Annotated in this window: 11 protein-coding genes; 5 read left to right on the top strand and 6 right to left on the bottom strand. The window is 65.7% G+C overall.

Annotated features, from left to right (window positions below; translation table 11 throughout):
* The first annotated feature begins 63 nt into the window (after positions 1-63).
* From E5CHR_RS13885 to E5CHR_RS13870, 4 genes are all read left to right on the top strand, one after another.
* Positions 64-831: a histidine phosphatase family protein gene (locus tag E5CHR_RS13885; RefSeq protein ID WP_162580383.1), complete on the top strand. Its 768-nt coding sequence runs from the start codon at positions 64-66 to the stop codon at positions 829-831.
* On the top strand, positions 831-1,709 hold the full coding sequence (locus E5CHR_RS13880) for an NAD(P)H-hydrate dehydratase (protein ID WP_162580382.1): 879 nt from the start codon (positions 831-833) through the stop codon (positions 1,707-1,709). The genes E5CHR_RS13885 and E5CHR_RS13880 overlap by 1 nt, the downstream gene beginning before the upstream one ends.
* Before the next feature lie 132 nt (positions 1,710-1,841).
* A complete protein-coding gene (locus tag E5CHR_RS13875; RefSeq protein ID WP_162580381.1) occupies positions 1,842-2,267 on the top strand; it encodes a YciI family protein in 426 nt (141 codons plus the stop codon).
* A 118-nt stretch (positions 2,268-2,385) separates the two neighbouring features.
* Positions 2,386-3,708, top strand: coding sequence for an RNA polymerase sigma factor (locus tag E5CHR_RS13870; RefSeq protein ID WP_162580380.1), 1,323 nt, complete (start codon positions 2,386-2,388; stop codon positions 3,706-3,708).
* Here E5CHR_RS13870 and E5CHR_RS13865 read toward each other — a convergent pair whose 3' ends face one another.
* The 3 genes from E5CHR_RS13865 to E5CHR_RS13855 all read right to left on the bottom strand — a co-directional run bounded on the left by E5CHR_RS13865 (position 3,709) and on the right by E5CHR_RS13855 (position 6,615).
* Positions 3,709-4,596: a DUF3014 domain-containing protein gene (locus tag E5CHR_RS13865; RefSeq protein ID WP_162580379.1), complete on the bottom strand. Its 888-nt coding sequence runs from the start codon at positions 4,594-4,596 to the stop codon at positions 3,709-3,711.
* A gap of 216 nt (positions 4,597-4,812) precedes the next feature.
* Complete coding sequence (locus tag E5CHR_RS13860; RefSeq protein ID WP_162580378.1) at positions 4,813-5,406, bottom strand: carboxymuconolactone decarboxylase family protein; 594 nt, start codon at positions 5,404-5,406, stop codon at positions 4,813-4,815.
* Positions 5,407-5,442: 36 nt separating this feature from the next.
* Positions 5,443-6,615 (bottom strand): YbfB/YjiJ family MFS transporter, encoded by a 1,173-nt coding sequence (locus E5CHR_RS13855; protein ID WP_162580377.1) that lies wholly within the window; start codon positions 6,613-6,615, stop codon positions 5,443-5,445.
* Between the two features lie 83 nt (positions 6,616-6,698).
* Between E5CHR_RS13855 and E5CHR_RS13850 the strand changes: the two genes are divergently transcribed.
* Complete coding sequence (locus E5CHR_RS13850; RefSeq protein ID WP_162580376.1) at positions 6,699-7,562, top strand: LysR family transcriptional regulator; 864 nt, start codon at positions 6,699-6,701, stop codon at positions 7,560-7,562.
* Positions 7,563-7,582: 20 nt separating this feature from the next.
* Here the strand turns inward: E5CHR_RS13850 and E5CHR_RS13845 are convergent, their stop codons facing one another.
* From E5CHR_RS13845 to E5CHR_RS13835, 3 genes are all read right to left on the bottom strand, one after another.
* Positions 7,583-8,128 carry a DUF4124 domain-containing protein gene (locus tag E5CHR_RS13845; protein ID WP_162580375.1) on the bottom strand — a complete coding sequence of 182 codons (546 nt, stop codon included), beginning with the start codon at positions 8,126-8,128 and terminating at the stop codon, positions 7,583-7,585.
* A gap of 66 nt (positions 8,129-8,194) precedes the next feature.
* Entirely contained in the window at positions 8,195-8,869 is a 675-nt protein-coding gene (locus E5CHR_RS13840; RefSeq protein ID WP_162580374.1) for a DsbA family oxidoreductase, read from the bottom strand.
* A gap of 87 nt (positions 8,870-8,956) precedes the next feature.
* Positions 8,957-12,634: a hypothetical protein gene (locus tag E5CHR_RS13835; RefSeq protein ID WP_162580373.1), complete on the bottom strand. Its 3,678-nt coding sequence runs from the start codon at positions 12,632-12,634 to the stop codon at positions 8,957-8,959.
* Positions 12,635-12,638 lie beyond the last annotated feature (4 nt).

Here is a 12,638-nt window from a genome sequence, read left to right as displayed (position 1 = left end):
TCTGCCGAAATAGGCCTTTGCCTACGAGGCGAGCGGACGAGGCTTCCTACCATGGCCCTCGCCATGCAATCGAATTGGCCTCAAACCCTCTGGATCGCGCGCCACGGCCAAAGCGCCGGCAATGTCGCGCGCGACGCCGCCGAAGCGGGCGGGCTTCCGCTGATCGAGCTGGCGTGGCGCGACATCGACGTGCCGCTCTCCGACCTGGGCATCGAGCAGTCGATTGCGCTCGGCAGCTGGTTCGCCAAGCTGCCCGCGCAGGAGAAGCCCGAAGTGATCCTCTGCTCTCCCTACGTGCGCGCCCGCACCACGGCGGAACTCGTCGCCGAGCACGGCGGCCTGTCCGGCGACACGATCAAGCTGCGCGTCGACGAGCGCCTGCGGGAAAAGGAATTCGGCATTCTTGACCGGCTGACCAAGTTCGGCATCCGCCAGAAGCATCCCGAGCTCGACGCGCAGCGCCTGCACGTGGGCAAGTTCTACTTTCGCCCGCCCGGCGGCGAGAGCTGGTGCGACGTGATCCTGCGCCTGCGCAGCCTGCTCGAGATGGCGACGCGCGAGTACGCGGGCCAGCGCGTGCTGGTGGTGGCGCACCAGGTCATCGTCAACTGCCTGCGCTACTTGATCGAGCACCTGGACGAGAAGCAGATCCTCGATATCGACCGGCAGGGCGACGTGCCCAATTGCGCCATCACCTCTTACCGCGCCGAGCGCCGCGGCGACGAAGACGAGGTGCTGCAACTCGACCTGGTGAACTTTCTCGCGCCGCTGCGCGAAGCCGACACGCCGGTCACCCGCGCGCCCGACCAGCCGGCAGCGCCCAAGCCCTGATGGTCCTTCCGCGCGCCGCAGCCCTGACCGAAGCATCGCTGGCACATTGGCCGCTGCCCGACCCCGGACCGAACGCTGACAAGGAGGCTCGCGGACAGGTGCTGGTGATCGCGGGCAGCACCGAGCTGCGCGGGGCGGCGTTGCTCGCCGGTATTGCGGCGCTGCGGGCGGGCGCGGGCAAGCTCACCATCGCCTGCCCCGCGTCAATTGCACCGGGCCTGGCGCTCGCGGTGCCTGAATCGCGCGTCATCCCCCTGCCCGAGACGCGTGGCGGCGGTCTCGCAGCGCGCGGCTGCGAGGCGCTGGCTCCGCTGGCCGAGCGGGTCGCGGCAGTGGTGGTCGGACCTGGGCTGCGCGACGAGCGAGGCAGCATGCCCTTCGTGCGCCGGCTGCTGCCCCTCTTCCGGGAGTGCACCGTGCTGCTGGATTCGATTGCCATGTCGGTGGCGACCGAACGCCCCTTCGACACCCCGGTGCTCCTGACGCCGCACGCAGGCGAAATGGCGCACCTGTCCGGCCTGTCCAAGGAGGCCATTGCCCAGGAAGCGCTGGCGGTCGCCTGCGAAGCAGCCGTTCGCTGGAATGCCTGCGTGGTGCTGAAAGGCGCGCGCACCATCATTGCAACGCCGCAAGGCCGCGCATGGCGCTTCGATGACGGCTCGCTCGGGCTTGCGACATCGGGTTCCGGCGACGTGCTTGCGGGGCTCATGGGCGGTTTCGCGGCCCGCGGGCTCCCGCCCGAGCAGGCAGCCGCCTGGGCCGTTGTGGTGCATGCCAAAGCCGGCAACAATCTGGGCCGGCGTCTCGGCCCCGTGGGTTATCTCGCGCGTGAGCTTGGCGGGGAAGTGCCGGCAGTGATGCGGAAGCTCGGTCGCTGACCGGGCCTCGAGCACGGTCGCTGCGGCCTTGCAAAACTTTACAAGCTTGGGTGTCGATCGATGCCGTCCTCCTTCGACGTGCATTTAGAGCCTCATTTCGAAGCTCGTCCATCCAACTTCAGGAGATACGACATGCGATTCATGGTCATCGTCAAAGCCGACAAGGACACCGAGGCGGGCGTGATGCCGACGGAGAAGATGCTCACCGCGATGGGCAAGTACAACGAGGAACTGGTGAAGGCCGGCGTGATGCTGGCTGGCGAAGGCCTCCAGCCCAGCTCCAAAGGGGCCCGCGTGCGATTCGACGGCAAGAACCGCACCGTGATCGATGGTCCCTTCAGCGAGACCAAGGAGCTGATCGCCGGGTATTGGCTCTGGCAAGTGCGTTCCAGGGACGAAGCCATCGAATGGCTCAAGCGCGCGCCTTTCGGCGATGGGGCAGAGGTCGAGCTGCGCCAGGTCTTCGAAATGGAAGACTTCGGTGTGGAGCTCACGCCCGAGCTGCGCGAGCAGGAAAAGCGGCTCATGGAGGGAGTGGAAAAGAACCGCAGGTCTTGAGCGTCCGAGGCGGAGGACTTCGGCGCCGAGTTCACGCCAAGATGCGCAGCACGAAGACTGGCTGCGCGACGCGGCCGAGAAGCGCGCCACGGCGCAGCGTTGAGGAGCAATCTTCCGGATGAGCACGCCCGAGATCCATCGCATCATCCATGCCGTCTGGCGCATCGAGTCGGCGAAGATCATCGCGGCGCTCGCACGCATGGTTCGCGATGTCGGCGTGGCCGAGCAGCTGGCGCAGGACGCACTGGTCGCTGCCTTGGAGCAATGGCCTCGCGACGGTGTGCCGGACAACCCTGCGGCCTGGCTCATGCAAGCCGCCAAGCACCGTGCCCTCGACCTGCTGCGCCGGCGCAAGCTGCATGCAAGCAAGGAGCACGAGATCGGCCGAGAGATGGATGCCCGGCACGCCATGGCGACAGCCGATTTCGCGGAAGCGGTCGATGCGGCGCTTGACGACGACGTGGGCGACGACCTGCTGCGCCTGGTCTTCATCGCCTGCCACCCGGTGCTCTCGCCCGAGGCGCGCGTGGCGCTCACGCTGCGCCTGCTGGGCGGCCTCACCACCGACGAGATCGCGCGCTCCTTCCTGGTGCCGGAGCCCACCATCGCGCAGCGCATCGTGCGCGCCAAGCGCACGCTGGCGGCCGCACGCGTGCCCTTCGAGGCGCCGCGCACGCACGAGCTCGGCGCCCGCCTGGCTTCGGTGCTGGAGGTGATCTACCTGGTCTTCAACGAGGGCTACTCCGCAACCGCAGGCGACGACTGGATGCGCCCGGCCTTGTGCGACGAAGCGCTGCGCCTGGGTCGCATCCTGGCCGGCCTGGTGCCCGACGAGTCCGAGGTGCACGGGCTCGTCGCGCTGATGGAGATCCAGGCCTCGCGTTCAGCAGCGCGCGTCGATGCCCAGGGAGAGCCCGTGCTGCTGCTGGCTCAGAATCGCGCGCGCTGGGACCCGCTGTTGATTCGACGAGGATTCGCCGCGCTGGAGCGGGCCGAGGCGCTGGGCGGCGCGCTGGGACCCTACGCGCTGCAAGCGGCCATCGCGGCCTGCCATGCGCGTGCGCGCACGCCGGAGCAGACCGACTGGACCCGCATCGCGGCGTTGTACGAGGCACTGGCGCAGCTCGCGCCCTCGCCCATCGTCGAACTCAATCGCGCGGTGGCGCTGTCGATGGCCTTCGGGCCGGTCGCGGGCCTGGAGCTGGTGGACGCACTGCGCGACGAGCCGCTGCTGAAGGGCTACCACCTGCTGCCCAGCGTGCGCGGCGACCTGCTGGCCAAGCTGGGCCGCAAAGACGAAGCCTGCGCGGAGTTCCAGCATGCCGCATCGCTCACTCGCAATTCGCGCGAACGCAAGCTGCTGCTGATGCGCGCGCTGGCCTGCTCGGGAAGCGAGCTGCCGCCCGATGCGCCGCCCGACACGCAGCAGACGCGCCAATGACTATTCGGCCTTCTTCTTCGCGAGCGCGCCGCCCGCGATCTGGCCTCTGAATTCCCGCAGCCTCGCCTTGAGCCGGCGCTCGTTGACCAGGCCGGCGCGGATCATCATCTTCTGGCCCGCCGACAGCGACTCGAGCCCCGGGTCGACGAACTCGTAGTGCACCCAGGGGCGCTCGGAAGCCACGTCGCCCTTGATCTCGACCAGTTTCACCTGCGGCTGCCCGGCAGGCTCGGGCGCCTGCAGGAGGTGATCGATCACCGCCACCAAGCGGTCGTTGAAGTGGCGGTTCGGATAGCCGAGTTCCTCGTAGGCCTGCTGGAACAGCGGGTAGAGCTTCTGGTAGAGCGCCGCCGCGCGCTGCGGATCTACGGATTCGGCGAACAGCACCAGTGGCGTGTAGCGCGCGCCGTTGTCCAGGCTGATGGTCTGCACGTCCCCGCTGCCGCTGGCCATGAAACGCTTGGGCGTGCGCTGCACCGGCCACATGCGCGCCGCTGCCTGGTCGCGCGGAAGGTTGTCGACAGTGGCGACGAAGCGGTGCACGAAGCCATCGGTCTGCAGGAAGTTGCCCACTGCCTTGGCACCCAGCAGCTCGGCCAGCGCGGAGCGCACGTGGGCGTCGGCATCTTCGAGCTTGGGCAGGGCTGCGTCTGCCGTGGTGTCGACCGGGTTCTGCGGTTCCACCGGCGCTGCCGCGGCGGGTGCCGGTGCGGAGGCCTCGGGCTCCGGAGCGGTGGCAGCGGGGGTGGCTTCGATCGGGGCGGCCTGCTGGTGCGACCAGCGCCACCAGACGGCGCCGGCGCCCAGCGCCAGCACCACCAGCACCACGATGATCCACAGCGAGGACTCGCGCGCCGGTCTCAAATCGTCGAACTCGCGTCCGGGCATGGGCATCTCTCCTTTTCCATGAGCTCCACCATTGGACGCCAACCGGCGCGGCGGGGGCCGCGGCGCTGGTAACGGCCTGTGACGGTGGGCTGCATCCGGTCGGATCGCGTGCGGGCGGAGTGGTTCCGCTACAGCCCGCCGGCGTCGACTTTGCCTCCGGATGCGGTGCTGTCTGCCTTCGGGCTGGCCGTGGGGCCCGCGTGCGGCTTTGCTGCTCTACAGCGGAAAGGCGTCGAGACCGGGCTGCCCTTCGGCGGCCTTGCCCGGCGTGTGCGCGACGTTCATCACCCAGCACACCATCACGAAGTAGCCCACCAGCGCGCTGAGTTCCACCACCGCCTGCTTCCCGAAGCGCGCCTCCGCCGCGGCATAGGTGGGCTCGCTCACCCCATGGTGGCGTTGCAGTTCAAGCGCGAAGTCGAGCGCGAGCTGCTCGTCGTCGGCCAAGGGCGCGGCGCGGCGGCCCAGGCGCAGCGCCTCGATGGCCTCGGGGCTCACGCCGGCATTGACCGCCGCCTGCGAATGCAGCAGCCACTCGAACTGGTTCCCGACCTCGCGTGCCACCGCACAGGTCACCAATTCGCGCACCCGCGCATCGAGCTGGCTGTCGAAGCGCAGGTATTCACCCAGGCTGCCGATGCGATCCATCAGCACCGGGCTCTGCAGCAGCGGGATGAACGGACCGAAGACGCCTTTGCGCGGGCCATCGAGCAGCGTCTGCGCCGCCTTGCGCTGGGCCTCGGACAGGGTGTCGGCAGCAGGCATCGGCAAGCGCTCGGCCCAGGGTCGGGTGTGGCCTTGTTCGAACATCGTCGTTTTCCTTTCAGCTAAGAGATGGTGTGCGGATCATGCGGCACGCGCCAGCCACCAGGCGCTACCGGCCAAGGCCAGCGCGCCGATCGCCAGCGCGATGAAGAGACCGCCGAAGCCATGGGCGCTGCCGCTGAGCAGGGACGACAGTACCGGCCCCGCCATCTGGCCGATGGCGAAGGCCGCGGTCATGCGGCTCAGCGAGCGCGTGGGGTCGCCGACGCTGCGTGCCCTCGCCTCCTGCATGCCGGCCATGGTCGCGACCATGAAGGTGCCACCTACCAGCAGCGCCGCGAGCAGCACGGTGAACGCCGACAGGTGCAGCACCGGCAGCAGGCAGCCCAGCGCCATTAGTGCATGGCTGCCGGCAAGCACGTGACGCCGCGCCATTTTCGGCAACGCCAGGCTCGCGAAGATCGTGGATGCCGCCGCCGCGGCGCCGAACACCGGCCAGGCGGCGCCGAAAACGGCCGGATCGTCGACCACCGCGCGCGCCAGCACCGGCAGGAAAGTGGCCGGCAGGATGTAGCCGAAGCCGAGCAGGCCATAGCAGATCACCAAGCCCCAGGCCACGCCGCCAGGCGTTGCAGGCCCGCCCGCGGCAGGCGCAGGCGCCACTGCAGAGGGCATGCCGCGCGGCATCAGCAGCACCACCACCACCATGCCCACGAGCGCGAGCGCGCCGAGCTGCAGCCACAGCACCTCGGGCCTTACATTGGCCGCGCCCGCGCGCCAGCAGTAAAGACCCGCCAGCGCAATACCCGCGCCGACGCCCGCATAGAGCAGGCCTGGCCCGGCCGGCCGCTCGAAGCGCGACAGCCAGCCCAGGCACCAGACACTGGTGCTCACCAGGGCCCAGGCGCTGGCCACGCCGGCCACGAAGCGCAGGATCAGCCAGGCCGTCAGCGAGGCCGTCCAGCCCATGGCGGCGGTCGAGGCGACGATCAGCGCAAGCGCCAGGAGCGCGACGCGCTGCGGCGCGAGGGGGAGTCGCGCCGTCGTGAGCGCGCCCAGCAGGTAGCCCGCGTAGTTGGCGGCGGCCAGCCACCCACCGGCCGCCACATCGGCGCTGCCGGCGCGGATCATGAGCGGCAGCATCGGCGTGAAAGCGAAGCGGCCGATCCCCATCGCGATCGCCAGTGCAATCAACCCCGCCAGGCAGATCGCTGCGAAGGAAGGCCGAGGCATGCTGAGGGTTGGATTCGACATGGCACTCCATTGGACGCAAAATTCCGATGCGCGACAAATGAATTATCGAGAACAAACATTCTTCTTTCGTGAATGATTCGGCCATGAGAACGATCGACCTCGACTCCCTGGAAATTTTTCGAACCGTGGTGAGCGAAGGTGGCGTGATCCGCGCCGCGGGCAAGCTCAACCGGGTGCAATCGAACGTCACGACCCGCATCCGTCAGCTGGAGGAGCGGCTGGGTCAGAAGCTCTTCCTGCGCCAGGGCCGCTCGCTGGCGCTGGCCCCGGCCGGGCGCAAATTGCTGCCGTACGCCGACCGGCTGCTGCGCCTGGCCGACGAAGCAGAGGGCGAGCTTCGCAGCGAAGTGCCGGTCGGCACCTTCAGGCTGGGCTCGCTCGAAAGCACCGCAGGGAGCCGGCTGCCGCCCGTGCTCTCGCGCTTCCACACGCTCTATCCGGGCGTGGTGGTCGAACTGGTCAGCGGCACGACAGGTGCGCTGCTGAAACGCCTGGAGGCCTTCGACGTGGAGGCTGCGTTCGTGTCGCAGCCCTTTTCCGCCACCGGCTTCGAGACGTTGGCGGCATTCGAGGAAGAGCTGGTGCTGATCACCGCGCGCAGCGTGGCCGCGGTCACGCGGCCGGCCGACCTGGCAGGCGCCACGCTCATCGCCTTCGCGCAGGGTTGCTCGTACCGGCGGGTGCTGGAGCAATGGCTGGGCAAGGGCGGCGTGCTGCCATCGCGTTCGCTGGAGTTCTCGTCGTACCAGGCCATGATCGCCTGCGTGGCGGCGGGCACGGGCTTTGCCATCGTGCCGCTGTCGGTGCTCAAGGCGCTGCGCGCCACGGCGGACGTACGCCAGCACGTGCTGCCCGAACGCATCCGGGCGAACCGCACGCACCTGGTGTGGCGCGGCACGCCTTCGGTGGCGCTCGCGCGGCTGATCGAGATGCTGGGCAAGGGCTGACCAAATGCCGGGCCGAGGGCTCAGCGGCAGATCGTCGTGGTCCCCACCGGCTGGCAGGTCTTGCCGTCGAGACTCTGGTACCGGTCGAGCTGGCCGGAACGGTTGTAATGATTGCCCTGCCTGTCCTGGCAGCCCGTCGCGTCGCAATTGCGCAGGCGCGGCCGCATGTCGCGCGGCCGGGGTTGCCGAGGGGCGCCGGGGTAGGCGTAGCCGTCATCGATCACCGATGCGTCGTCACCGACATCGCTGCGGCGCGGGTCCGCCGACCGATCGGTGCCAGCACGGGAATCGATGATGACCGGGCCCGGCGGTGCCTGCGGCGGGGTTGCGGCGGCTTCGACCGGCGGCCGCGGCGGCGGGCTTACAGAGCCCGCATCGGCGTTGCGCTCGGCCCGGCCCGACGGCGCCGGCTCCGGCGTAGAGACACGCCCGACCCGGCTCGCGCCCGCGGGACAGGCGCCATCGGTATAAGTCACGTTGCCGGCGGCATCGGCGCAGCGAATCACCTCCGCAGCGCACAGCGGGCCTAGGGCGCTCAGGATGCAGAGGGCGAGAAAGCGGTGCATGGCGCGCTCATTGTGCGCCCGGGCACCGGCGCGCCGGCCTGTGCTGGCAGCCCGCGAGCTCGGGCCTCAGGCCAGCGCGGTGGTGGCCGGCGCGGCCCCGGCGATCTGGCGCAGCGCGCGCTCGAACACCTCCACGGGCTGGCCGCCCGAGATCAGGTGCTTGTTGTCGATGATGATGGCCGGCACCGAGTGGATGCCGGCATCGGTGTAGAGGCGCTCGCGCTCGCGCGTCTGCGCGGCGTATTCGTCGCTGCCGAGAATGGCGCGTGCGCGCTGCGGATCGAGGCCCGCCTCGCCGGCCAGGCGCGCCAGCACTTCCGGATCGGACGGGTTCTCGCCGTCGGTGTGGCAGGCTTTGAGGAGCACCTTCTTGAGGGCGACCTGTTTGGCCGCATCCTCGAGCGCTGCCCAGTGCAGCAGGCGGTGCGCATCGAAGGTGTTGTAGACCCGCGAGCGCCCTTCCCTGCGGAACTCGAAGCCCACTGCCGCGCCGCGAGCGCGGATCGTCTCGCGGATCTGCGCCTGCTGCTCACGCGTGCTGCCGTATTTCTCGTGCAGGTGCTCGAAGGCGTCCTGGCCTTCGCGTGGCATGTGGGGGTTGAGTTCGAAGGGCTGGAAGTGCAGTTCGGCCGTGATCTCGGGAGCGACGCGCTTCAGCGCAGCTTCGAGAGCACCAAGGCCGACGGCGCACCAGGGGCAGGCGATGTCGGAGACGAAGTCGATGCGGAGGTGGGAGGGCATGGGATGAGAGTGGCGGCTTGCTGAAAGCCGCCATCATGCGACTGGCCGCGGCCGAGGCAAGCGCCGCGGCCGTCATGGCCCCATGGACTATGTAGTCTCGACCGCATCCGATTGCGGCGAGACGCCGGAAGTCGGCAGCGGCAGCAGCTCGGCCGGCGGCGGCCCGAGCTTCGGATTCGAAGACAAACCGGCCGGGATCGGCGGTAGCGGCCTGGACGGCGGCTTGCTCTCACCAGCCTGCGCGCCGGGGGAGCGCTCTTTATCCAATTCAAAAGCTATACGGAAATAGGGCATCGCAGTCTCCGGCGAAGTGCCTGCGGCTTGGCTCATCCGGTAGAAGGCAATGTAGGGTCCCTTGGGGTCCAGAACCCGCACAGCCACTTCCTGCAGGGCCTCGCCATACCGGCGCAACAAGTCGAGCCCTTCAATCGGAACTTGCGCAAGATACTGCTCATTGGTAAACAGTCGCGCCAAAAATTCGAGCTGCCGGAACGCTTTTTCGCACACTCTCGTGATTTCCCCCATCCCTCCTTTGAATTGCACCAAATCATCTATCGAAATAACACCCATCAACAGATTGACTTGCGTGACAAGCCCTTGTGAAAAAACGACGGTGCTCTCGTTCAGAATATTGCCAGTAAATATACCAGCATCACCTGGCATGTTCTTTTCTACGAAAGATCGGGTAGCCTCATCGAAAGAAAGAGGCAGCGTGAAAAAATGATCCCCCTCATTCAAGTGCTCAGGGCGAGTAATCATCTTTTTTATGTCTTCCGCCAGACTTGTAAAGTGATCCACTGATCTTATAAATTCGTAATTCCACTGATCCACGGAAGACAAGGAAGATTCGTCGATTGCGTGCACAGGCGGTTTGATAGAACCGACATGATCATCCAGTTTTTTAAAGAAAATCTCCTTTTTATTCTTCTCGAAATCCGATCCATTGGTAGCAGAAAATCCGTCAATAGCTGCTTCGGGATTTTTTGATTGTGGCTCTTTGGATTGGTCGATAAGCATCGAGATGAGATTTTGACGCTCTGCGATATCCTGCTGCCTTTTTACATTCTCAGCCAAGATTGTTATCACGTTTTCTCGGACAGTCTTGTCAAATTGGATCCCGTTTTTCCCGATTTCAAGCGAATGGGCGAGTATGGTGGCCGCGTGAGCGGTTGCTCCGTTTTCTTTTGGGATCAACCCACGCGTCTCGGTATCCTCTAGCAGTGCCGCGAGCGCCTTTCTGGTGTTCCGGTATTGGGCATCCCTTCGTCCACGCAGCTTGTTGGTGATCAGGGAGCGCAATCCTGCCTCTTTCTCTTGCCCGGAACTGGCCTTGAGGAAAAGAACCTTTCCTTTTTTGGTGACCACTTTGTGCCCAGTCCCATCGTCGACCTTGCTGGCCATCAGGTACGTCTGATCACTCGATGCCAGGTCTGCAAGCAGCTTCGCGGCGCTGGTTAGAGGTGGGAGCTCGGCGAGTGCGGCTTTCGCCCGAGGGTCTGCCGGAGACGACTCCGTGTCGTCCGGCCGGGGTTTTCGGACGTCACCAGGCAGCGGTGGTAGGTCGCTCGGGGGCAGCACCCCGCTAAAAACCGGCGGGGGCGAATTGCCGGGAAGTGGCGGGGGCGCGCCCTCGGGCAATGGCGGAATGTCGAGAGCAGCCGAAAGCATGGCCGCTGCAGCTTTTTGCGCCGGGTTCAATTGGCCAGACGCCTCCGCTTCCAGTAGGCGGGACGTGGGCTCTCCGGCGGGGGGCGGCGGCAGGTCGGCCGGAGGAAGCGCATCGTCTTGATCCTCCGGTGACGGGTTGGTGAATTCCGCCACACGCTTCGCCACGAACTTGCCGGGAGCGGACGTCTCAAGTGGCAAGCCGCCCGTAACCGGCACGACGCCAGCAGCAGATTGCGCCACATTCGGAAGCGGCGGGACGCTGGCAGCTTGCGCCAGGTGGGGCGCCAGCGGCGGCTCGTCGGCTGGAGGCGGCGACGCACCAGCAGTAACCGGGAGCGGCGGCGGCAGGCCGTTGAGGATCGGTGGGAGTGCATTGCCAGCGGCTGGCTCGACGATGACGGGTGGCGGCGGCAGATCCTCGGGAGGCGGCATTTCGCGCGGACGGAAAATCCGGGCCATTTCAGCCTTAACCCCTGGGTGCGCCGAAGGCGACTCCGTGTGGTCCATCGGACCCGGAAGCGGCGGCGGCAAATCTTCGGGAATCGCAGGGACGTTGAGCGGTGGTGGCGCGCCGTTGGGGATCGGTGGGAGGTGAAGCGGTGGCTGTTCGATGCCAGCGGCCAACTGCACGTTGACGGGCGGCGGCTGCAGATCCTCGGGAGGCGGCATTTCGCGCGGACGGAAAATCCGGGCCATTTCAGCCTTAACCCCTGGGTGCGCCGAAGGCGACTCCGTGTGGTCCAGCGAAGCCGGAAGCGGCGGTGGCAGATCTTCGGGAATCGCAGGGACGTTGAGCGGTGGTGGCGCGCCGTTGGGGATCGGTAGCAGGTAAGGCGGTGGCTGTCCATTGCCGGCGGCCGGCTGCATGTTGACGGGCAGCGGCGGCAGGTCGCCAACGGGCGGCAAACTACCTGCCGGTGGAACGATCAGGGGCTGTGGCTGTCCATTGCCAATGGCGGGCTGCTGCCCGGCGGGATCGCCTGCAATCGGTCCAAGTAAAGACCGGAAGAACTCATCCCGCTGTGAAACAACCTGCTTAGCCGTCTCCTCCGGCCAGTGATATCCTGCCAAAGCCAGCTTTTTGAGCCTTCCGAACGGCAAATCAGGATTGTGAAAATCCGAGAGAAGTTGTTTAGCCGAGTTGCGGAGATTCTGAAGGTTTCTTCGATCGTCGGCATTTTCGATCGTATTGAGAAATTCATTGCTGATCAAGCTCAGAATGGATTCCTGCTCGGCCAAGGACAAGAGCAGCCTCTTGCTCGCTTGTTGGAGTTCGGCTGATCTTTCGCTGCTTCCCGATTTGGCGCATGCAAAGAAATTGGCCAGATCCAGCTGAAGCTGAGGGCCTGGCCAGTCGGCGATCTTGTCTAACAGATCCTGGGCAGTCACCTCTTCCGCGGCAGAACTCGCAGAAACGGTGAACGACGGGCGTTTCAGCCGTAGCTGGCTGGTGATCTTCTTGTTATTGCGAAGGCTTTCTGCTTGCTTGTTGATACTGCTGATTTTTCCCAACAGGAGCTTGTTTTCTTCCCTGATATTTTTAGGAATCACCACCTTTCTGGTGGATACTGATCTTATTGCTTCAATGTCATTCAGGAAATGCGATATGGAATCGTCAGCAATACGTAGATCGTTCTTCAGTGCTTCCGCGGATTTTTGAGTCGTTTCCTTGACACCATTGAGAATAACTTGCACATCATTCCGGATGGCATTTATGTCAATGTAGCCCTTCGATTTGCTTCTCGCCAGCACGAGCCGAAGACTGCTTGTCGCCACTCTATACCGTTTGGGATCGCTGTTTTCGGCCCGCTCGATCAGCCCCTCCAGGTAAATCCTGGCCTCTTTGTAGTCGTTCTGTCTGCGCCCGCTCAGGCGATACGCCGCGGCCGCCGCACCATGCTTTGCCTTTTTATGGGACAGATATGTGATGTCGCCACGCTCGACACCGTCGATTTCGCATTTGTCCTTGGTTTTTTCCCCGACGAAATACGTCTTCTTATCCTTGACCTGGGGCGCCGCATCCAGGACATCCTGAAAAACATGCGCCAGGCTTTCAAAACTCTGCGGCGGATTGTTGTTGCCGATTTTTTTACCCATCGAT

The organism is Variovorax sp. PBS-H4, from assembly GCF_901827205.1.
Taxonomy (GTDB): Bacteria; Pseudomonadota; Gammaproteobacteria; order Burkholderiales; family Burkholderiaceae_C; genus Variovorax.
Note: the sequence above shows the minus strand (reverse complement) of the source record. Positions and strands in the feature narration are given on the sequence as shown.

What these genes read in the sequence shown, in the direction of transcription:
- E5CHR_RS13865 (WP_162580379.1), bottom strand. Translation starts at nt 4,596, where the DNA reads ATGCCCGGACGCGAGTTCGACGATTTGAGACCGGCGCGCGAGTCCTCG.
- E5CHR_RS13855 (WP_162580377.1), bottom strand. Translation starts at nt 6,615, where the DNA reads ATGTCGAATCCAACCCTCAGCATGCCTCGGCCTTCCTTCGCAGCGATC.
- E5CHR_RS13835 (WP_162580373.1), bottom strand. Translation starts at nt 12,634, where the DNA reads ATGGGTAAAAAAATCGGCAACAACAATCCGCCGCAGAGTTTTGAAAGC.
- E5CHR_RS13850 (WP_162580376.1), top strand. Translation starts at nt 6,699, where the DNA reads ATGAGAACGATCGACCTCGACTCCCTGGAAATTTTTCGAACCGTGGTG.
- E5CHR_RS13885 (WP_162580383.1), top strand. Translation starts at nt 64, where the DNA reads ATGCAATCGAATTGGCCTCAAACCCTCTGGATCGCGCGCCACGGCCAA.
- E5CHR_RS13875 (WP_162580381.1), top strand. Translation starts at nt 1,842, where the DNA reads ATGCGATTCATGGTCATCGTCAAAGCCGACAAGGACACCGAGGCGGGC.
- E5CHR_RS13870 (WP_162580380.1), top strand. Translation starts at nt 2,386, where the DNA reads ATGAGCACGCCCGAGATCCATCGCATCATCCATGCCGTCTGGCGCATC.
- E5CHR_RS13880 (WP_162580382.1), top strand. Translation starts at nt 831, where the DNA reads ATGGTCCTTCCGCGCGCCGCAGCCCTGACCGAAGCATCGCTGGCACAT.
- E5CHR_RS13845 (WP_162580375.1), bottom strand. Translation starts at nt 8,128, where the DNA reads ATGCACCGCTTTCTCGCCCTCTGCATCCTGAGCGCCCTAGGCCCGCTG.
- E5CHR_RS13860 (WP_162580378.1), bottom strand. Translation starts at nt 5,406, where the DNA reads ATGTTCGAACAAGGCCACACCCGACCCTGGGCCGAGCGCTTGCCGATG.
- E5CHR_RS13840 (WP_162580374.1), bottom strand. Translation starts at nt 8,869, where the DNA reads ATGCCCTCCCACCTCCGCATCGACTTCGTCTCCGACATCGCCTGCCCC.